Raw genomic sequence first — 20,664 nt, 5'->3', positions numbered from 1 at the left:
TAACCTTATTTAATTTATTAATTTCTTTTTAAAAGTGCAACGGCATCTTTAGCATTTGATAACTCAGCATATCTTAATGCAGTAAAACCTTTTTCATTCTTTGCATCAATATCTGCTCCGTTTGATAACAAAACTTTTATAATCTCAGCTTGATTATATCGAGCTGCTGTCATTAATGGAGTCAATTCATTTGACATTTTATTAACATCTTCTCCATATTCGATAAACTTTTTAACTGTTTCGATATCTCCTTTTCTAATAGCTGTATTTAACGCACTTGTATTAAAAGTGGAAACAACAACTTTGCCATTACTAAATGAATTTTGAACTGAATTTGAAGCTAAAGAAACATTAACAAAAGCTACTAAAGCTACTCCTAAATAAATGATTGATTTTTTCATGATGATAGTTTTTTGATTGATGATTTTGAATTTTTATTAATTCTTATACAAATATATATTTAAAATTGGTATTATGTATTACAAGGTACTTTGTTTTAACTATTAATTAACATTCGCTTAAAATTTAAGCTTCAATTTTAAATTATTGTTTTAAAAAGAACTGCTTTACTATAAAGACGCTTAAACAAATAAAATGTTACACTATTTATAAAAAAAATAAAACATTGAATATCAAAAACTTAAAATAACAAAAGTAGTTGACTTGAAACTTCCCTAAATAAAGCAAGTCCCAAATCTCAATTGAAATTTAGGACTTGTTTTTATAACGCATATAATAATTAATATTTTTTTAAAATTGCTACTGCATCAACAGCTTTAGATACTTCAGCAAATTTCAAAGCAGTATAACCATTATCGGCAGTAGTATAAGGATTAGCTCCTTTTGAAATTAAAAGCTGAATAATTTCAACTTTATTATAGCGCGCGGCAGTCATCAATGGAGTTAAACCACCTGAAAACTTATTTACATTTGCCCCGTTTTCAATAAGTTTTTTAACTGTTTCTAAATCCCCTTTACAAATTGCAACATTCAAAGGGTTTACATCATAACTGATGTATGTATCATTGTTAAATGATTTGTATTCTGAAGCTTGAGCAACATTGGTAAAAACGACTAAAGCTAGTCCTAAATAAATGATTGTTTTTTTCATGATAAGTAATTTGATTGATTATGATTGATGATTTTGAATTATTAAAATTCTGACACAAATATATAAATTAAATCAATAGTATGCATAACAAGGTATCTTGTTTTAAAAAATAATTTATTAAAACTCAAATTTGTTCATATTACCTTAAAAACTAATTGTTTATTATTGGTCTCACAAACAAACTAAAAGTTACATAATTATATCATACCTATTTTTTCATCTCAATGCCAACGATACTTTTAGATAATTCACGATACTTGCAAACAAAAAAAGACCACAAATTTAGGTTTGGGCCTTTTTTATAAAATTTAAACAATAATTATTTTTTTAGAATAGTTTTTAAAAAAGCAATAGCTTCTTTTGCTTTTGATACTTCTGCATACTTCAATGCAGTGTATCCTTTCTCATTTTCAGCCTCTAGTTCAGCGCCTTTTGATACAAGAAATTTCATAATTTCAACTTGATTATAACGAGCAGCAGCCATCAACGGAGACATCCCATTTAGCACTTTATTGACATTCGCGCCATATTCTATAAATTTCTTTACTGTTTCAATATCCCCTCTGCTAATTGCAACATTAAGAGGACTTCGATCATATCCCTGCACGATATGTTTTTCGGTATTTAATAATTTAAAACTTGTACTTCTACTTGAAGCTTGGACAACATGAGTTAAAGCCATAAAAGCTACTCCTAAAAAAACGATTGATTTTTTCATGGTGATTGATTTGATTGATTTTTTGATGATTTTAATTGGACTATCTTCTTGAAAAAATTAAAAACTAAATTTTAATAAATCCAAAAAGTCTTCCACATAATACATAAGACGCACAAAAAAATAAAAAGTTGCACGATTTGTAATAAAAAATCAAAAAACAGCTCTTTATATTTATAACCAATTAAAATTCACACACTAAATTTTATTTAACTTTACAATAAAAACTTAAAATGCAATCATCAGCCAAAACAATCGAAGAATATTTATCATCAATTCCTGAAGAAAGAAAACGTTCTTTTCTTAAACTTCGTGAAACAATACTTAATAACATTCCCAAAGGATTCACAGAAGAATTAAGCTACGGAATGTTGGGTTATCTTGTACCTCATTCTATTTATCCTGAAGGCTATCATTGCAATCCTAAACTACCTTTGCCATTTATAAATATAGCATCGCAAAAAAACTTTATAGCATTATACCATATGGGAATTTATGCAAAACCAGAATTACTAGAATGGTTTGTTACTGAATATCCTAAACACAGCAAACAAAAACTGGATATGGGAAAAAGTTGCATTCGTTTTAAAAAGATGGATGATATTCCTTATGATCTAATAGCAGCGCTTGTACAAAAAATGTCTGTTGCCGAATGGATTAATTGTTATGAAACACAGTTTAAAAAATCAAAATAATTATAAACCACTTAATTATAAAACTATGAATGTTATTAAAAAAATTATTCTCGGGATTTTAAGTATCGTAATGTTAGGATTAATAGTAGCTTTATTTTTACCAAATGAATATCATGTAGAAAGAGAAGTTACTATCAACAAACCAAAAGACAGCGTTTTTAACTATATAAAGTATTTAAAAAACCAACACAATTTTAGCGTATGGTCCAGATTAGACCCTGCAATGAGAAAAACGTTTTCTGGTACTGATGGGACAGTTGGTGCAATCGCTGGCTGGGATAGCAATGACAAAAACGTTGGCAAAGGAGAACAAGAAATAAAAAAAATTGTACCTGGTGAACGATTGGAATATGAATTGCGTTTTGAGGCTCCTATGCAATCTACTGATACGGCTTATATGACAACCGAAGAAATTACTCCAACACAAACTAAAGTAAAATGGGGATTTGATGGTCGGTCTCCTTATCCTATGAATTTAATGCTTGCGTTTATGAATATAGATCAAATGCTTGGGGAGCAACTTGAAACTGGACTTCAAAATTTAAAAGTTATTCAAGAAGGTCAACAATAATATAAAAGAAATAACCCCACAATTTAAATTGTGGGGTTATTTTTTTAACTCTTTTGGTATAAATGCTATTTACTCAAATAAGCGATTACATTCTTTTCGATACGCTGGTCAATATTATCGATATCAGCTTTAACAAATTTTTCTCCTAGAATATTTTCATATAATTCGATATAACGCTCCGATACAGATTCAATATAAGCATCATTCATATCTGGAATTTGTTGACCTTCTTGTCCTTGAAATCCATTTTCGATTAACCAACGACGTACAAATTCTTTTGATAATTGTTTTTGCTCTTCGTTTTTATCTTGTCTCTCCTGATATCCTTCTGCATAAAAATAACGAGAAGAATCTGGTGTATGAATTTCATCAATTAAAACAATTACTCCATCTTTCGTTTTTCCAAACTCATATTTAGTATCTACCAAAATTAAACCGCGACTAGCAGCAATTTCAGTTCCTCTTTGAAATAATGCTCTGGTATATTTTTCTAAAACTAAATAATCCTCTTCAGAAACTATTCCTCTTGAAAGGATCGCTTCACGCGAAATATCTGCATCATGCTCACCATTATCTGCCTTTGTAGTTGGAGTAATGATAGGTGTTGGGAATTTATCGTTTTCCTTTAAACCTTCTGGCATAGCTACACCGCATATTTCTCTTTTTCCAGCTGCATATTCACGAGCAGCATGTCCAGAAACATATCCTCTAATTACCATTTCTACCTTAAATGGATCACATAAATGACCTACCGCAACGTTTGGATCTGGTGTTGCAATTAACCAATTCGGAACAATATCTTGAGTAAGTTCCATGAATTTAGTTGCAATCTGATTTAAAATTTGTCCTTTGTAAGGAATCCCTTTTGGTAAAACTACATCAAAAGCCGAAAGTCTATCGGTAGCAACCATAACCAAAAGTTCATCGTTGATATTATAAACCTCTCTAACTTTTCCGCGATAAACCGATTTCTGATTAGGAAAATTAAAATTAGTAGTTGTAATTGTATTGCTCATTATTTTGTTGTGTTGTGTTGTTTCGTGTTTTACGAATGCAAATTTAAAACTAATTAAAAGAGCAAACAAGAAAGTATTCAGTTTTCAGTCGCAGTATTCAGTCGTAGTTGCACTCACAGTTTTCGCTCAGCATGGAAACTGGCACTGAGACTGTAAACTAAAAAACTTACTTCTTCAAAAGTGTCTCATTAAATAAATGCAAGATTCTATCATATTCATCAATCCAAGAGTAGGTCTCTTTAAATCCATGCGCTTCTACAGGAAATGACGAAAGGCTCCAATTCTTTTTACCTAATTCTATAAAACGTTGAGATATACGTACAATATCCTTGTATTCTACATTATCATCGACCATACCATGAAGCATCAATAAGTTTCCTTTTAAATTATCTGCAAAATAAATTGGAGAGCTTTTTTTGTATGCATCTGGATCAGTTTCGGGAAAATTAAGAATATTACCCGTATAACCATGATTATAATGTGCCCAATCCGTAACAGAACGCAATGCAGCTCCCGAAGCAAATTCTCCCGGCGTTGTAAGCATTCCCATTAAGGTAATAAAACCTCCATAAGAACCACCGTATATCCCTACTCTATTGGCATCGATTCCGTAATTATCAACTAGATACTTCTTTCCGTCAATTTGATCCGATAAATCTTTTCCTCCCATAAAACGATAAATTCCTGTTCTAACATCTCGTCCGTAACCATCACTACCTCTATAATCGATATCCAAAACAGTATAACCTAAATCGGTCAACATATTATGAAACATATATTCTCTGTGATAGTTACTCCAATAATTATGTGCATTTTGCAAATATCCTGCTCCATGCACAAACAATATAGCCGCTTTATTAGTCTTCTCTACTTTTGGAGTATATAATCTCGCATAAACAGTAGTACCATCTTGCGCCTTAAACGTAATTACTTCTGGTTCTCTCCATTGGTGTTTTTTAAATTCCTCTGTTGTCGAAGATGTTATTTGTTGTAGTGTTGTATTCTTTTTATTCTCTGCAATAAACAATTCCCACGGTTTGTTTTTATACGAATAACGTACCAATAGTGTTTTTTCATCTGGAGATAAGCTTACTTCATGAGCACCATCTTTGGTTAAAATTGGCTCCAAAACCCCATTAGCAGCAGCCAGTTTGTAAAAATTTCTATTACCAGGATGCGTTGTGTTTGTTGTTAAATAAAAAGTCTTTTTATCTTTTGATAAAGTCACATCTCTCACTTCCCAATTACCATTAGTAAGCTGTGTTTTCTTTTTAGTATTTAAATTATAGGTGTATAAATGCGAATATCCTGTAACTTCTGATTGAAAGTAAATCGTTTCATTATCCGAAAGAAATCCTAAGGTTCCTGAATCAAAATCATAAGATGGAATTCCAGGTCCGCCAATCCAAGCTTCGTCATGTTGATGCTCTATTTCCTGAAAAGTACCTTTGTCTAAATTCAAACTAATTAACCATCTGTCTTTATTATCCTGACTTCTTATTTCGGCTATAGCCAATGAACCACTTGCGTTATAAACAGGAGCTTGAACAGTAATTAGCTTATCTGACTTTTCTTTATTTTTAAGCTTTTCATACGAATCATAATATTTTGGCACATCCTGAATATGACTTAACGTAGAAAAATTGACAAAATAAACAGAATCTTTTGCTACCGAATAAATCCCAAATCTAGTCTTTACAAAATTATCTACAGATACCTTTTCTTTAGTCTCTGGCGATTGGTTATACCCATCGGCAGTTATAAAAACTTCCATTTTTTCTTTTCTAACATCTAATTTTTCAATCAGGCTAAATGTTGCAAAATTTCCGTTCGGATTAATTTTAAGGCTTTGGAAATCCTCTTTTTTGCCATAGTAATATCCTTTAGCAAAATCGGATTTAATGCTATTCTTTTTAGCATTATTCCATTCTTTCTTCGCTTCTTTATCTCTAATAAATTGGAATAATTCTTTCTGTTGTGTTTTCAAAAAAGAATCTTTATTTGATTCCTTCTCCGTTTTATCTCCGCTATTAAAGTTAGAAATTTGTACAATCGTGCCTTCCTTGGTATTGTACTTAAATAAATTATCATTTTGCTGAAAAAATAAAATTCCAGCTTCAAAACCCAATTCTAAATTAGAAATCGGATTCGATTGCTGGAATAACTTTTTTGAAACTTTATTATTTATAGAATAAGAATATAAACCTCCATTATCGATGTAATAAACAATATCGGATGCTCCATTTCTTTTAAAATCTAGTTGAGCGAATGCAGCTTCTTTTGGTTGGGCAAGTACTGGTTTTGTCATCCCTTTTTCCCAGAAATAAGTACTTAATCCTAAGTCATTATTTGGATTCCAATCGAAGTAAACCTTTTTTCCGTCTAAACTCCAATGCTGATTTCTAGGCTGAACACCAACAAAGGAATCTCCTTTCATGATTTCTCCCAACTTTAGGTCCTGACTTTTGCCTGATATTGAAAAAATCAACAAAGCAACTGCAAAGATATTTTTAGTCATTTTTATGTTATTTGATTAACACAAAAATACACTTTGAAAGCAATTAAAAAAATCTTTCTTTAAGCACTAATCTTGGCTCCTCGAGAAACGAGGAGTTTCCACAAGAAACTAACTCAATCCTATCCTAAAATTGTCGAGCTACTCTCGGAGATTTCTCTTTCATCGAAAAGACAAGTTTGAGGCTATGTATTGGGTACTATTTTAGCGAATTACACTAATGAATTCTCTTTGTATCCTAAATTGTAACCGGAACTTTACCTAAAACTTTCTCAGATAAATATTTAGCTACACCATCTTCTCTATTTGTTGCGATAACTTCAAGATCTGACAACTCATTTTTTAAATTTTGTGGAGCATTCCCCATAATCAGTGCTTTTCCTGTAGATAATAACATTTTTAGATCATTAAATCCATCTCCAAAAGAAATTGCTTCTTCAAAAGTTACATTTTCTTTTTCTAAAACTTTAGCAATTGCTACACTTTTATCTACAGATTTATCCATAAACTCAAGGCAGTTTGGCAAGCTAAAAGCATGATGTAACTTGTCTGAATTTGTACTTAAGATAACATCTTTTAAGGCAACCAACTTTTCATGGTTATCATGTGTAAAGAATATTTTTATGGCGCTGTAGTCTTCTAATTTTGAGTAATCAACCAATTCAGGATGATAAACTAAATCTGCTTGAAAAGCATTAAGTTTTTCGCTCAATCTATTAGTAAGCCAAACATCTTCTTTAAACAAAACTGTAGTAATTTCTGGGTCGATATCTGCACTCAAAGCCGATTTTACAACTTCACTTTCAATATTAAAAGCAAAAAGTTCTTTTTTCTCTGGCGAATGAATACGTGCTCCATTAGAACTTACCAAATAAACTGGAATTTCTAATGTATTAATAATTCCAAACGCATCAAGATGATGACGTCCTGTAGCTACAATTATTAGATAATTTTGATCGTAAAGTTCTTTAAAAACTGATTTTGTATAAGAAGAAATTTTATGTTCTGGATTAAGTAATGTACCATCTAAATCGGTAATTATTACTTTTATTTTTTTAGATTCTGAATTCATATTAAGTATCAAATATTTATGATTTACAAATTTATCGTTTTAAGCTCAGAAGAGCAAAGACCCACGGTCATAAAAGTCAAAAATATAGCAAGTTTATTATTTATTTAACACTAAACTTCAAAACAGTTTCATGCTGAAATTATTTTTATACTTTTTACTCAATTTCTTTTATACAAGCGTTCAAAAACCCTTTACCTAATTCCGTAAATTCAATATATCCTTTCCTTACATCTAATGCTAATTCTATTTCATCAACTTTGCCTTCTCTAATCCCATTTATACTTTTACTAGACTCCTCATATATGTCTTTATAATCTTTATTAATGAGTTCTCTATACTTTTCTAAGTAATCTTTATGATGAAGAATTCGTTCAAACTTAATCAGCCCATTTAAAGCTAGATTTTCAATGTATAATTGAATATTTTTAGGGAATAATAATTCAACCTCATTTTCAATTCCTGAAAGATTTTCATATAATTTTATGTAAATGCTCTCTTTATTCTGAGTAGAATATTCTATCATTAGCTTTATTTGCTCAGCTGATTTAGATTCTTTACTATCAAAATAATCAGGTTTTTTTATTTTCTCAACATATTTATGAACATACATATCTACGAAAGGAATAAAAGATTGATTTTTATAATAAAATAAAATTTTTGCTTCATCAACAGAAAGTCTTTCTAAAATAGACAAATATGCTGGATGAACGAATTTTAACGTTTCTTCAAATGAAGCTTTTGTCAATAAATTTATAAATGTTTCCGAAAGTTCATTCTCATCAAGATATGTTAACTTATCTAAAATTGGCAATCCGACATATTTAGGTACTACTGATAAAGTATATCCTGAATTTGAATTTATTTTATCTGAATATCTCTTTATATTTTTATCAAAATAAATTCTTGATTTTGCATTTACAAGCTTTAAAGGAAGTAAAATTAAATTTGCTCCATCTATTACTGTCTCTAATGCTTGTCCTGCTTTCTTCATTCCCGGTCCAAATAAATCTTTGTAAAACTCATTCAACGGAACATTATTTAAAACTTTTTCTAACATTTATTATTTTGCTATTATTTGTTATTATTAAAATTAAATCTAACTCAAAAAAACATTCGTTTTACACAACTCTCTAAAAGATTTGTATAAAACGAATATCTTTAAATATCAAAACACATTTTACGTTTTACATTTGACATTTTGCAAAAACCATTTGACAATTTTAATCGTTGTTTTCTATTTGTTTGTAAGCATCGATTACTTTTTTCACCAATCGATGGCGCACAATGTCTTTATCATCAAGATAAATAATTCCGATGCCATCAACATCTTTAAGTACCAATATTGCCTCTTTAAGCCCCGAAATAGTTCTTCTTGGCAAATCGACTTGACCAGGATCTCCTGTAATCATGAATTTGGCATTTTTCCCCATACGGGTCAGGAACATTTTCATCTGAGAATGTGTTGTGTTCTGTGCTTCATCCAAAATTACAAAAGCATTATCGAGTGTACGTCCACGCATAAATGCCAATGGCGCAATCTGAATAATTCCTTTTAAGATATAATCTTCGAGTTTTTCATTTGGCAACATATCGCGCAAAGCATCATAAAGAGGCTGCATATATGGATCTAGTTTTTCTTTCATATCACCTGGTAAAAAACCAAGGTTCTCCCCTGCCTCTACCGCTGGTCGTGTAAGTATGATCCTTTTTACTTCTTTGTCTTTAAGTGCTTTTACAGCCATTGCTACACCTGTGTAGGTTTTTCCGGTTCCAGCAGGACCTACAGCAAATACCATATCATTCTTTTTAATGGTATCTACCAGTAATTGCTGGTTGGGTGTCATAGCTTTGATGATTTTACCGCCTACTCCATGAACTAAAATTTTGTCATGGTCGTATGCTTTTTTTTCATCCTGACTATCGCTCATAATTACACGTTCAATTACATTATCATCAATGTTGTTGTATCGTGTAAAATGGAGCATTAATCTTTGAAATCTTTTTTCGAATTCATCTAAGACTTCTTTTTCGCCGAACGCTTTTAAAGTAGTCCCTCTTGCTACTATTTTAAGCTTTGGGTAATACTTTTTGATTATTTCAAGATGAGTGTCTTGAGCGCCCCAAAAGTCTTTTGGAGCGATGTCTATGAGCTCGATTATTCTTTCGTTCAAATGAGGTAGTTTTAAATTAAAATTAATTTTTTTTATAAATCAAATGGCTGTCGGGTTCTCTTTTCGTTTTCATTCTCGGTTTTCAGTGCCTGTTTACAATTTCTACGAAATCTTATTTATTTTTCATAATCTAAATACTCAATTTACAATCTGAAACTGAATACCGTGACTGCGACTGAAACCTGAGATTATTATTATAATTTATCTTTTCTTTCCTTCTTTTTTGCGTTTACTATTATTAGCTTTGCATTTCTCAAATTTAATAAAAATTAGATTTAAATACTATCAATAGTTATAAACAAAATGATGTCAATAATTACCCTTACCACCGATTACGGCTTAAAAGACCACTTTGTAGGCGCGCTGAAAGGGAAAATATTATCCGAATATTCCGAAGCTACAATTGTAGATATTTCGCATGACATCGATCCGTTTAATACTACCGAGGCGAGTTATATTATTGGTTCCTCTTACTTTAGCTTCCCAAAAGGAACGGTACATCTTATAGGTGTTGATATAGAACGCAATAAAGAGAACCAGCATATTGCTATGCAATGGAACGATCATTACTTTATTTGTGCTGATAATGGTATATTAAGTATGCTTACGCAAAAGATTGTTCCTCAAAAAATTGTTGCTATCAATATTCATGATCGTTTTCCTGTAGAGTCAACAGATCTAGATATTTTTATACAAGTTGCCTGTCACATTGCCAAAGGCGGTTTACTAAATGTTATTGGTAAAGAAATCCCAGCAATTAAAGAAGTTACAGAATTACAGGCTGTAGTTGCCAACGACGGAAATTCAATTAAAGGATATGTAATTTATATTGATCATTTTGGAAACGTTGTAACGAACATTACTAAAAATCACTTTTTAAAAATAGCAAGAGGTCGTCCATATGAGATTGTGATGAAACCAAAAAGCATCAAAACCATTCTGCCTAATTATTCGGCAATAGCCAGTTCAGACAAATATCCTATTAAAACCTATGAAGGAGAGAAACTAGCTATCTTTAATGAAGCGGGCTTTCTGGAAATCGCCATTTTTAGAAGTAATCCTTCAAAAGTAGGTTCTGCAAACAGTCTTTTGGGTTTAAATTATAGAGATGTGATAACTATAAAATTCCATTAATGAATTTAATTCATAGATTTTACAGCGCTTATCATTTTAACAAAGAAAGCTCAAGCGGTAGCAAATAGACAAATTAAATCTAATATTTCAGTATTGTGACTACAAGTGTAATACCTGCTGCTTCAAAATGACAAAAATTAAGAAAGCATTATTTTTTTTATAATAAAAAGAACAATCTAATTTGGTATTTTTGCGCGCATATAAGCCATTTCTCAATATAAAATTTACCCCAATAACTATTGGGACTAAAATCTAAAATTATAAAAATGTTTGTTCGAATAGTAAAAATGAGTTTCCACGAAGATAAAATCCCTGCTTTCATGGAAAATTTTGATGGTGTGAAAAACAAAATACGAAATGCTCCCGGAAATCGTTTTTTAGAATTGTACCAAGATAAAGACAATAAAAATATATTTTTCACTTATAGCTACTGGGAAACCGAAGCTGACTTGGAAAACTATCGCCAATCTGAACTTTTTAATACCGTTTGGACATTTACTAAAACCTTATTTAATGCCAAACCAGAAGCGTGGAGCGTAGACAAACTGGTAAGCTTGAACTAGTTTGCAGTTTGCAGTCGCAGTTTTCAGTGTCATCCTGAGCGGAGTCGAAGGGTAATTACAGTTGAAAATCCCAGTTTGTAGTCTCAGTTTACAACTTGAAACCTGAAACTTGAAACCAAAAAATAGAATTTGAAACAAAATCTAACAATTAACAAAATCAACGATTAAACAAAAAAAATAAATGAAATCAATTGTTTTACGAGAAATAAAATCCTTTTTCGGATCTCCCATTGGCTATCTTGTCATTGCTATTTTCCTGATTAGTAATGGCCTATTCTTATGGGTTTTTCAAGGAGAATATAATATCCTGAATACTGGTTTTGCCGATCTTACTCCATTTTTCACTTTGGCACCATGGATTTTAACTTTCTTAATTCCTGCTGTTACTATGCGTAGTTTTTCAGATGAAAAGAAACAAGGTACAATCGAGTTGTTACTTACAAAACCTTTAAGCATTTGGCAAATTGTAAACGGAAAATTTATTGGTTCGTTGCTTTTAATCATAATGTCAATTATTCCAACATTCATATATATAAAAGTAATTTCAAGTTTAGGATTACCAGAAGGTAATATCGATATGGGAAGTACAATTGGTTCTTATTTTGGATTATTATTTCTGATTGCGGCTTATACTGCCATCGGAGTTTTTACTTCTACATTATCCGAGAATCAAATCGTAGCTTTTATTATAGCAGTATTTTTATGTTTCCTTTTCTATTTTGGTTTTGAAGGTTTATCCTCAATTGTTCCTAGTACTATGAGTTTTATTTCATCATTGGGAATGCAAAATCATTTTAAAAGTATGAGTCGAGGTGTAATTGATACACGCGATGTAATTTATTTTTTAAGTATAACGATACTTTTTCTTTCGTTTACTGTATATCAACTAAAATCTTTTAAATCGTAATGAAAATCTCTTCTCAAAAAAACATAAAAACGTTACTGATTACAATTGCGATTTTAATTGCGTTGAATATTGCTGGTACTTTTATCTTTCATCGTTTTGATTTAACCAACGACAAACGATATACTTTATCGCCAACTTCATTAAATATTATCAAGCAGGTTCACAATCCGCTGTCTATAAAAATTTATATGCAAGGCGATTTACCTCCTGAGTTTAAACGTCTACAACTAGAAACACAACAATTATTAGAAGAGTTTCAAGTGTATAACAAAAACATATATTTTGAATTTGTTAATCCTATGGAAAACGAAGACGAAAGTATGGATATAATTAAAGAATTGTATCGAAAAGGGCTTACTCCTATAAACATAACTGTTGATGACAAAGGAAAACAATCCCAAGCTATGGTTTTCCCTTGGGCAATTGCAACATACAATAATAAAGAGGTTAATATTCCTTTATTAAAAAACCAAATGGGCGCTTCGACTACTCAAAAAGTAATTGGCTCAGTGCAGCATTTAGAATATTCGATTGCCGATGCTTTTAATAAAATAACAAAAGAGAAACAAAAAAAGGTAGCTATCATAAAAGGAAATGGCGAAATGAAAGAGATTTTCATGGCGAAATTCCTGATGCAAATTCGCGAAAGCTACCACATTGGTCCGTTTACCCTAGATTCTGTTGCCAAAAACCCTATTGGTACTTTAGATGCTTTAAAAAAATATGATTTAGCTATTATCGCTAAACCTACCGAAGCTTTTACTGATAGCGAGAAACAAGTGCTGGATCAGTTTATCATTAATGGTGGAAAAACATTGTGGCTTGTTGATCAGGTAAATGCCGAAATGGACAGTTTATACAACCAATCTGGTGCAACGCTGGCTTTTCCAAGAGATTTGAATCTTAATGATATGTTCTTTAAATACGGTTTCAGAATTACCCCTGATTTGGTTAAAGACGAACGTGGAAGCCCTATTAAACTGGCTTCGGGAGAACAAGGAAGTGCTACTCAATACCAACAATTTAACTGGAAATATGCTCCTCAGGTTTATCCTGAAAGCAAACATCCAATTGTGAAAAATTTAGGTGGAATTAAATTTGACTTTGCAAACCCAATCGATACCTTAAAAAATGGTATTAAAAAAACAGTGCTTTTGCAATCATCACCTTATTCTAAAAAAATTGGTACTCCTGCCGAAATCAACCTGAATATTGTTACCGAAGAAACTTCGCCAAATGATTACATAAACAAAGGAAATATTCCTTTATCTGTTTTACTAGAAGGAGATTTCCATTCGATGTATGAAAATCGTGTTTTGCCTTTTGAACAAAAAACTTTTCTGACTAAAGGCAAAGCAACCAAAATGATTGTAATTTCTGATGGTGATTTAGTCCGCAATCAATTAGACAAAAACTTAACTCCTGTAGAATTAGGTTACGATCAGCGTTCTGGAAATTTATATGACAACAAAGATTTTCTGATGAATTGCGTTAATTATTTGCTGGATGACACAGGACTTATTAACATTAGAAGTAAGGATCTGAACTTACCTTTATTGGATAAGGAAAAAGTTTATCAAGAGTATAGCATTACGCAATTCATAACTATCGGACTACCAATTCTAATTTTATTAGTCTTTGGGCTTGCATTTACTTTCCTTCGCAAAAGAAAATACAGCAAATAGATGTTAATAAAAAATTTGGGATACTAGGATTGTTTACGATATATTTGTAAAAATGTATTCTAGTCATTAATCAAGCTAAAATATATACCAAAAAATAAAACAAAAGAGATGAAATTTATAGTATCGAGTTCGTACTTATTAAAGCAATTACAAGTTTTAGGTAGTGTAATCAATAGTAACAATACGTTACCTATTTTAGACAACTTTCTATTTGAATTAGACAATAATGAATTAACAGTTTCTTCATCGGATCTTGAAACGACGATGTCTGCAACTTTAGCGATTGATTCTACAAGCAAAGGAAGTGTTGCAATACCTGCAAAATTATTACTTGAAATCCTTAAAACATTTCCAGAACAACCTTTAACTTTTACTGTTGAAGACAATAATACTGTAGAAATTAGTTCTAACTCTGGAAAATATGCTTTGGCGTATGCAGCTGGAGAAGAATTTCCAAAATCTGTAAACCTAGAAGATCCTTCAGTAACTCTTGTTCCTTCGGATGTTTTAGCAACAGCTATTAGTAAAACGATATTTGCTGCTGGTAACGACGATTTACGTCCTGTTATGTCAGGAGTATTCTTCCAGTTTTCACCAGAAGGATTAATATTCGTTGCTACAGATGCTCATAAATTAGTAAAATATGCTCGTACAGATGTAAAAGCATCTCAAGTTGCTGATTTTATTATGCCAAAGAAACCTTTGAATATCTTAAAAAGTATTCTAGGAACTTCTGATGCTGAAGTAAAAATTGAATACAACGATTCTAATGCTACTTTCTCGTTTGACAACTACATTTTAATGTGTCGTTTAATTGATGGGAAATATCCAAATTACGAAGCTGTAATTCCAAAAGAGAACCCAAACAAATTAATGATTGACCGTTCTTTATTTTTAAGTTCAGTACGTCGTGTGGCGATTTTCTCTAATAAAACTACACACCAAATTCGTTTAAAAATTGCTGGAGCAGAATTAAATGTTTCTGCCGAAGATATTGATTACTCAAACAAAGCCGAAGAAAGATTGACTTGTGATTACCAAGGTGATGACTTGCAAATTGGATTTAACTCCCGTTTCCTTACCGAAATGTTGACCAACTTACAGTCGGATATGATAATGCTTGAAATGTCTTTACCAAACAGAGCGGGAATCCTGACTCCTGTAGATGGTTTAGAAGATGGAGAAACTGTAACCATGTTGGTTATGCCGGTCATGCTAAATAGTTAACATTTAATTATGTTTTTGTTATATTAGATTTTTGATATTCAAATATAATACTTATTATTGCATAACAATTACGCTATTAACCAACCATTTTTATACTTAAAAAACCGCTGCTTCTTTTGAAACTGCGGTTTTTTTATGTTGTTTAGAGAGCTCTTTCGCAAAGGCTCACAAGGAGGTACTAAGTTTCCCAATATTGTCTTTCTGAGCGGAGTCGAAGAATCTTCATGAGGCGGCTAGACAAAGATGATGGAGTTCCTCGTGAAGTTCCCTCGTTGCCTCGGGATGACAAGTTTGAGAAAAGATTGTACAAAGAATAACAAGAGTAAATTAAGACTAAGTTTAGTGGCCTACAACTTCAACTAAGATGTCACCACTAAACTACACACTCATAAAAATATTTAGCTTTTACTCTATATATAGTGTTTACTCTAAATTTATAATTTTAATCTATTTGTCTTGCATCTAAGTCTAAATTCTGTCAGTCTTGCATCTGTAAATCTAGCCTCTATTATCTCCCTATATCACTCCCATTTTTTGCATTAAGAAAGTAGCGCTTTTATTTTTACAAATTCCTTCACGAAGTATAAAGTCAAAATGCAATTCGTTATTCTTAATTTCAACCTCAAAGCATTGGTTTGTTAAAACATCAGGATAATCATTAGTTGTTAAACATACTTCGATATCGTGTGTTGCAATAGCACCGATTGCTTTTTTTGCAATGATCTTTTTTACCACTTCGATAGTTCCGTTACGTTTATCATCAGAGTTAGTACCTCTTAAAATCTCATCTAAGAGCACAAAAGCAGGTTTATCCTCTAATGCATCCATGATTTGCTTTAAACGTTTTATTTCGGCAAAAAAGTAGGATTCACTATCTGACAAAGAATCTGATAGTCTCATAGAAACCAAAACTGGTAACGGATGCATTGTAGCCTTATTAGCGCACACTACAGAGCCTATTCCTCCTAAAACCATATTGATCCCTAAGCTGCGTAAAAAAGTGCTTTTCCCAGACATATTTGATCCCGTTAATATCATAAACGATTCAGGGAAAAATTTCACCTCATTCCCTACTCTAGTTTCAGGATTTAGTAATGGATGACTCAGATTAGAGAAACCAATTTTAAAATCAGTGTTTAGCTCTGGAAATACAAAATCTTCATTATTATATGAAAAGTTAGCTAAGCTATTCAGCATTTCAAATTCACCTATAACATCCAACCATTCTTCTAAAACAGCAGCATGATTCTTTTTCCAATTTAAAAGATTTTTTAAAACATGAATATTGAATAAGAAGATTCCGTTAAATAATAATGCGGTTACGAAATTATTGATTGTATCCATGTTTGAAAACAACTCCGATAATTGTTTTAAATGAACACTGGCTTTCGCATTTTTATAAACCAATTTTTTTTGCAGGTCAACTAACTTATCTGACTTAAAAGTTTCGTTTTCAATTTCCTTAACCAATAAACCATACTGCTTAATAATTTTATCAATATTTTCTGCTTTGGCTATTTCTGTTTGAATTCTTTTAAAAAACATGCCAAAAACTGTTGTATTTAAAACAAAAGCAAAAGACAGATACGATATAAACACCACATTAGATGTTACGAAATATGCAATTACTAATGCGCCAAAAATAGCAGGCAAAGCATACATCAATATTGACATTACTTTTGAAAATGGAGCACTATGACCATCCTTCCATTTTAATAATGCCTGATATGCTTCTTTAGTATCTTGTCCTATTATTGCCAGTGCTAAAAATTCCTGACGCCAATCTAACTTTGATTTCAGTTCATGTATTGCTTCTTGATTTTGAGCAATTTCGTTATTAGGCAAATTATGTAATAACTGGTTTGCCAATGTCTTTTTTCCAACAAAAGTCCCTGTTCTATTAAGACTTTGAAACAAAGAATGATCTCCAAAAATATCTAAATCGTATGCATAAGGATGCTGAAAGTCGATAAACTCCTGCCCGTTTTCGAAAGGTAATTTTTCTCTTTTTAGAAAAGTAATCTCGTTTTTATTTATTTTTAAAAGCGCCTCGGTAAGTTTCTTTTGAAAAGATAAAGCTGAATGAATACGCATTAAAACAACAAAACCTAAGAATGATAAAACTGCAGTAATAAGATATACTGAAGCGTCTGTCTTGATATAATAATATCCTAAAACAAAACATAAAACAATACTTAAAAGTCGTAATAAACTAATGCTATTGTATTTTTTATTGATTGTATTTAAAGCGTTTGAATAACTATTGCTATTTTTTTGATACTGTTCCATTGATTTAAAGTAATTATTCCTTTTAGAAATTATATTAAATACAAATATAAGTTTACAGCAACGAAATAACTACTTTAAATACTAGGAATATTACTTATAATTAAAAGCGGGTTTTGCGACAATTTTAACACATAGTAACATAGATTAAATTTCACAAAATAGGTAATCTAAGAAAGTAATGCTTTTTCTCATAGTCTTCTATTGTGATTTAATAATTAAGAGTAGAACGACTTTATTATAGATCCAAAAACTATATCTCTATGTGTTAAATCATTTTTAGTTACATATTAAACGGATTACCTTTTGACCATTTAAAATCCGTGCCTTTACTTTTGCAAATCAGTTTCATCCGCGTTCCTTTATTCGCAAATCAATACAAAACTATTGTTCGTGCATAATCAAAACCGGAATTGCAATATCCTTTGTTAGTTTTTTAGTAAAACTAGGACTAAACAAACTTTCGAAGAAGCTTCGTTTATAAGCAATCATTGCTAATATATCAATGTCTTTATACAATACAAAATCTAGAATTGTTTCTTTAACTTCTTCACATGGAAGCACCAAAAACTGAACTGGTTCTTCTTTAAAGTCATTTTCCCATTCTTTAATTGTTGCATCAGTAACATCTGAGTTCTGCGTTTTTACATAGAGACATTTAATTTTAGCATTCATTTTTTTGGCTATAGTCAAAACTTTACGAAGTTCTTTTTTGTCTTTCTCGCGATAACGCGTTGTGAATCCAATGGTTTTTACTTTATTAAATTTGGATTCTACAGGTACACATAAAATTGGTACTTCAACACCTGATATCACTGCATCAGTATTTGTTCCTAAGAAAAAAGTATTCCAACCTGCTACGCCCGAAGTTCCCATTACTACAAAGTCTATTTTATCTTCCTTAATGGCTTTTTTCATATTGTAAACTAAATCACCATCCATCAAGCGATGGTTCATCACAATATCATCGAGCTTACGTTCTGCTGCAATTTGTCGCAATTTTGGGATTTCATCTTTAAACATTTCAAATTTAGCCAACTCTAATGAATTATATATAATTGCAAAATTCTCTGGGAAAAATTGGCTATCATAAACTGGAATCTCAAATGTGTGTAGTAAAATGAGCTCGCCTTTAACCTGTTTTGCAAATTCTAAAGCATGTACAAATGCATTTGTAGCTACTTCAGAGAAATCGGTGGGGAATAATATTCTTTTCATCGCATTATTTAGATTAAATGTTAGTTTCTCAAATTTAGCCATAAAACGACCTTTTTGACATGACAATTATCAGTTATTTAACATTTTACAATTTGTTAAAGTAAGCACTTTGGTTTTAGTTGCAATGTGCAGTTACCTCAGTTCTCACAATTCATATTTTATAGCTTTGCGAAACTTGTGTATTCCGATAGCAATCAGGACTGTGTTCTTTGCGGTTAATTATCTCCTAAAAGTTCTGCACAAATCTGCTTAATCTGCATGCTTTATATTTTTAATAAGTGCTATTACAAACATGCATAATAAACATACTTTTTATACAAATACCCCTTTCGGAACTTCTAGCCTTTTTTTATACCTTTGCACCATGATAAATCAAGATTCTATAGTAGCACTGGCAACACCTTCGGGAGCTGGAGCAATAGCCATAATCCGAATTTCGGGTAGCGATGCCATTACAATTGGTAACGGTGTTTTTCAATCTATTAAAAACAAGGATTTAACTAAGCAGAAAACTCATACTTTGCATCTAGGTCATATTGTAGATGATTCGAAAACCCTTGATGAAGTTTTGGTTTCGGTATTTAAAGGTCCAAACTCTTATACTGGCGAAAATACTATCGAAATTTCTTGTCACGGCTCTACGTATATCCAACAACAAATCATACAATTATTGCTTCGAAAAGGCTGTCGAATGGCTGATCCTGGTGAATTTACACTTCGTGCTTTCTTAAACGGAAAACTAGATTTATCTCAAGCCGAGGCAGTAGCCGATTTAATTTCGTCTGATAATGAAGCTTCTCATCAAATTGCCATGCAGCAAATGCGTGGTGGTTTTAGTAATGAAATAGCTAAACTTCGTGAGGAATTATTAAATTTTGCTTCGCTTATCGAACTCGAATTGGACTTTGCCGAAGAGGATGTTGAATTTGCTGACAGAAGTCAATTTCATGAATTACTGAATCGCATTGAATTTGTCTTGAAACGTTTAATTGACTCTTTTGCTGTTGGAAATGTAATCAAGAACGGAATTCCTGTTGCTATTGTTGGTGAGCCTAATGTTGGGAAATCGACTTTATTAAACTCTTTATTAAACGAAGAACGCGCCATTGTTTCTGAGATTGCTGGAACAACTCGTGATACTATCGAAGATGAATTGGTTATTGGCGGAATCGGTTTTAGATTTATAGATACTGCTGGTATTCGCGAAACTGTTGATTATGTAGAAAGCATTGGAATCAAGAAAACTTTTGAAAAAATTGAACAAGCGCAACTCGTTATTTACTTAATGGATAGCTTAAAGTTTAAAGCCTCAAGTAACTCGTTTATAGTTGAAATAGAGAAAATAAAAAATAAATATCCTTTAAAACAAATTTTAATTGTCTGCAATAAAATAGATCAACTAACTGAAGAAGAACTTCAGAATATTCGCAAACAACTTGAAACTTTAAACCTTAAACAGTTATTTTTAAGTGCTAAAGAGAATATTGGCGTTGATGAATTAAAAAATCAACTACTTTCTTTTGTTAATACCGGAGCTTTACGAAATAATGAAACAATCGTAACAAACACAAGGCATTATGATTCTTTACTTAAAGCTCTAGATGAAATTCAAAAAGTAAAATACGGTCTCGAAACCAATCTTTCTAGCGACCTTATGGCTCTTGATATTCGCGAAGCTTTATACCAATTTGGATTGATTACTGGTCAAGTATCAAATGACGAATTGCTTGGGAACATTTTTGCTAATTTTTGCATCGGAAAATAGATAGACAAAATAA

Annotated in this window: 18 protein-coding genes; 8 read left to right on the top strand and 10 right to left on the bottom strand. The window is 31.4% G+C overall.

Features of this window, described 5'->3' with window-relative positions:
- Positions 1–17: 17 nt before the first annotated feature.
- The 3 genes from OIU80_RS19285 to OIU80_RS19275 all read right to left on the bottom strand — a co-directional run bounded on the left by OIU80_RS19285 (position 18) and on the right by OIU80_RS19275 (position 1,829).
- Positions 18–401 (bottom strand): ankyrin repeat domain-containing protein, encoded by a 384-nt coding sequence (locus OIU80_RS19285; protein WP_264288605.1) that lies wholly within the window; start codon positions 399–401, stop codon positions 18–20.
- A 338-nt stretch (positions 402–739) separates the two neighbouring features.
- Positions 740–1,111 (bottom strand): ankyrin repeat domain-containing protein, encoded by a 372-nt coding sequence (locus OIU80_RS19280; RefSeq protein ID WP_264288604.1) that lies wholly within the window; start codon positions 1,109–1,111, stop codon positions 740–742.
- A gap of 319 nt (positions 1,112–1,430) precedes the next feature.
- A complete protein-coding gene (locus tag OIU80_RS19275; protein WP_264288603.1) occupies positions 1,431–1,829 on the bottom strand; it encodes an ankyrin repeat domain-containing protein in 399 nt (132 codons plus the stop codon).
- Between the two features lie 230 nt (positions 1,830–2,059).
- On the opposite strand from OIU80_RS19275, the gene OIU80_RS19270 reads away from it, so the two are divergent.
- Positions 2,060–2,521, top strand: coding sequence for a DUF1801 domain-containing protein (locus OIU80_RS19270; protein ID WP_264288602.1), 462 nt, complete (start codon positions 2,060–2,062; stop codon positions 2,519–2,521).
- A gap of 25 nt (positions 2,522–2,546) precedes the next feature.
- Complete coding sequence (locus OIU80_RS19265) at positions 2,547–3,092, top strand: SRPBCC family protein (RefSeq protein ID WP_264288601.1); 546 nt, start codon at positions 2,547–2,549, stop codon at positions 3,090–3,092.
- A 65-nt stretch (positions 3,093–3,157) separates the two neighbouring features.
- On the opposite strand, the gene OIU80_RS19260 is transcribed toward OIU80_RS19265, so the two are convergent.
- The 5 genes from OIU80_RS19260 to OIU80_RS19240 all read right to left on the bottom strand — a co-directional run bounded on the left by OIU80_RS19260 (position 3,158) and on the right by OIU80_RS19240 (position 9,866).
- A complete protein-coding gene (locus OIU80_RS19260; protein WP_264288600.1) occupies positions 3,158–4,108 on the bottom strand; it encodes a phosphoribosylaminoimidazolesuccinocarboxamide synthase in 951 nt (316 codons plus the stop codon).
- Positions 4,109–4,274: 166 nt separating this feature from the next.
- Complete coding sequence (locus tag OIU80_RS19255; RefSeq protein WP_264288599.1) at positions 4,275–6,626, bottom strand: S9 family peptidase; 2,352 nt, start codon at positions 6,624–6,626, stop codon at positions 4,275–4,277.
- A 235-nt stretch (positions 6,627–6,861) separates the two neighbouring features.
- Positions 6,862–7,695 (bottom strand): Cof-type HAD-IIB family hydrolase, encoded by an 834-nt coding sequence (locus OIU80_RS19250; RefSeq protein ID WP_264288598.1) that lies wholly within the window; start codon positions 7,693–7,695, stop codon positions 6,862–6,864.
- A gap of 154 nt (positions 7,696–7,849) precedes the next feature.
- Positions 7,850–8,752 carry a DUF4393 domain-containing protein gene (locus OIU80_RS19245; protein WP_264288597.1) on the bottom strand — a complete coding sequence of 301 codons (903 nt, stop codon included), beginning with the start codon at positions 8,750–8,752 and terminating at the stop codon, positions 7,850–7,852.
- A 163-nt stretch (positions 8,753–8,915) separates the two neighbouring features.
- Positions 8,916–9,866 carry a PhoH family protein gene (locus OIU80_RS19240; RefSeq protein WP_264288596.1) on the bottom strand — a complete coding sequence of 317 codons (951 nt, stop codon included), beginning with the start codon at positions 9,864–9,866 and terminating at the stop codon, positions 8,916–8,918.
- Positions 9,867–10,172: 306 nt separating this feature from the next.
- On the opposite strand from OIU80_RS19240, the gene OIU80_RS19235 reads away from it, so the two are divergent.
- The 5 genes from OIU80_RS19235 to dnaN all read left to right on the top strand — a co-directional run bounded on the left by OIU80_RS19235 (position 10,173) and on the right by dnaN (position 15,382).
- Positions 10,173–11,000, top strand: coding sequence for an SAM hydrolase/SAM-dependent halogenase family protein (locus OIU80_RS19235; RefSeq protein WP_264288614.1), 828 nt, complete (start codon positions 10,173–10,175; stop codon positions 10,998–11,000).
- 266 nt (positions 11,001–11,266) lie between these two features.
- Positions 11,267–11,563, top strand: coding sequence for a putative quinol monooxygenase (locus tag OIU80_RS19230; protein WP_264288595.1), 297 nt, complete (start codon positions 11,267–11,269; stop codon positions 11,561–11,563).
- Between the two features lie 181 nt (positions 11,564–11,744).
- Positions 11,745–12,470, top strand: coding sequence for a gliding motility-associated ABC transporter permease subunit GldF (gene gldF, locus OIU80_RS19225; RefSeq protein WP_264288594.1), 726 nt, complete (start codon positions 11,745–11,747; stop codon positions 12,468–12,470).
- Positions 12,470–14,155, top strand: a complete 1,686-nt coding sequence (gene gldG / locus OIU80_RS19220) for a gliding motility-associated ABC transporter substrate-binding protein GldG (RefSeq protein WP_264288593.1) — start codon at positions 12,470–12,472, stop codon at positions 14,153–14,155. The genes gldF and gldG overlap by 1 nt, the downstream gene beginning before the upstream one ends.
- Positions 14,156–14,263: 108 nt before the next feature.
- Entirely contained in the window at positions 14,264–15,382 is a 1,119-nt protein-coding gene (gene dnaN, locus OIU80_RS19215) for a DNA polymerase III subunit beta (protein WP_195738381.1), read from the top strand.
- A 516-nt stretch (positions 15,383–15,898) separates the two neighbouring features.
- Here dnaN and OIU80_RS19210 read toward each other — a convergent pair.
- Positions 15,899–17,671, bottom strand: a complete 1,773-nt coding sequence (locus tag OIU80_RS19210) for a MutS-related protein (protein ID WP_264288592.1) — start codon at positions 17,669–17,671, stop codon at positions 15,899–15,901.
- A gap of 381 nt (positions 17,672–18,052) precedes the next feature.
- Positions 18,053–18,886 carry a universal stress protein gene (locus tag OIU80_RS19205; RefSeq protein WP_264288613.1) on the bottom strand — a complete coding sequence of 278 codons (834 nt, stop codon included), beginning with the start codon at positions 18,884–18,886 and terminating at the stop codon, positions 18,053–18,055.
- Positions 18,887–19,250: 364 nt separating this feature from the next.
- Between OIU80_RS19205 and mnmE the strand changes: the two genes are divergently transcribed.
- Positions 19,251–20,651, top strand: a complete 1,401-nt coding sequence (gene mnmE / locus OIU80_RS19200; protein ID WP_264288591.1) for a tRNA uridine-5-carboxymethylaminomethyl(34) synthesis GTPase MnmE — start codon at positions 19,251–19,253, stop codon at positions 20,649–20,651.
- Positions 20,652–20,664: the final 13 nt, after the last annotated feature.

This window comes from Flavobacterium frigoritolerans (assembly GCF_025847275.1).
GTDB classification, from domain to species: domain Bacteria; phylum Bacteroidota; class Bacteroidia; order Flavobacteriales; family Flavobacteriaceae; genus Flavobacterium; species Flavobacterium frigoritolerans.
Note: the sequence above shows the minus strand (reverse complement) of the source record. Positions and strands in the feature narration are given on the sequence as shown.

Coding starts and splice junctions, on each gene's coding strand:
- OIU80_RS19205 (WP_264288613.1), bottom strand. CDS start 18,886: ATGAAAAGAATATTATTCCCCACCGATTTCTCTGAAGTAGCTACAAAT.
- OIU80_RS19235 (WP_264288614.1), top strand. CDS start 10,173: ATGTCAATAATTACCCTTACCACCGATTACGGCTTAAAAGACCACTTT.
- OIU80_RS19265 (WP_264288601.1), top strand. CDS start 2,547: ATGAATGTTATTAAAAAAATTATTCTCGGGATTTTAAGTATCGTAATG.
- OIU80_RS19210 (WP_264288592.1), bottom strand. CDS start 17,671: ATGGAACAGTATCAAAAAAATAGCAATAGTTATTCAAACGCTTTAAAT.
- gldG (WP_264288593.1), top strand. CDS start 12,470: ATGAAAATCTCTTCTCAAAAAAACATAAAAACGTTACTGATTACAATT.
- gldF (WP_264288594.1), top strand. CDS start 11,745: ATGAAATCAATTGTTTTACGAGAAATAAAATCCTTTTTCGGATCTCCC.
- OIU80_RS19275 (WP_264288603.1), bottom strand. CDS start 1,829: ATGAAAAAATCAATCGTTTTTTTAGGAGTAGCTTTTATGGCTTTAACT.
- mnmE (WP_264288591.1), top strand. CDS start 19,251: ATGATAAATCAAGATTCTATAGTAGCACTGGCAACACCTTCGGGAGCT.
- OIU80_RS19245 (WP_264288597.1), bottom strand. CDS start 8,752: ATGTTAGAAAAAGTTTTAAATAATGTTCCGTTGAATGAGTTTTACAAA.
- OIU80_RS19230 (WP_264288595.1), top strand. CDS start 11,267: ATGTTTGTTCGAATAGTAAAAATGAGTTTCCACGAAGATAAAATCCCT.
- OIU80_RS19260 (WP_264288600.1), bottom strand. CDS start 4,108: ATGAGCAATACAATTACAACTACTAATTTTAATTTTCCTAATCAGAAA.
- OIU80_RS19280 (WP_264288604.1), bottom strand. CDS start 1,111: ATGAAAAAAACAATCATTTATTTAGGACTAGCTTTAGTCGTTTTTACC.
- OIU80_RS19285 (WP_264288605.1), bottom strand. CDS start 401: ATGAAAAAATCAATCATTTATTTAGGAGTAGCTTTAGTAGCTTTTGTT.
- OIU80_RS19250 (WP_264288598.1), bottom strand. CDS start 7,695: ATGAATTCAGAATCTAAAAAAATAAAAGTAATAATTACCGATTTAGAT.
- OIU80_RS19255 (WP_264288599.1), bottom strand. CDS start 6,626: ATGACTAAAAATATCTTTGCAGTTGCTTTGTTGATTTTTTCAATATCA.
- dnaN (WP_195738381.1), top strand. CDS start 14,264: ATGAAATTTATAGTATCGAGTTCGTACTTATTAAAGCAATTACAAGTT.
- OIU80_RS19270 (WP_264288602.1), top strand. CDS start 2,060: ATGCAATCATCAGCCAAAACAATCGAAGAATATTTATCATCAATTCCT.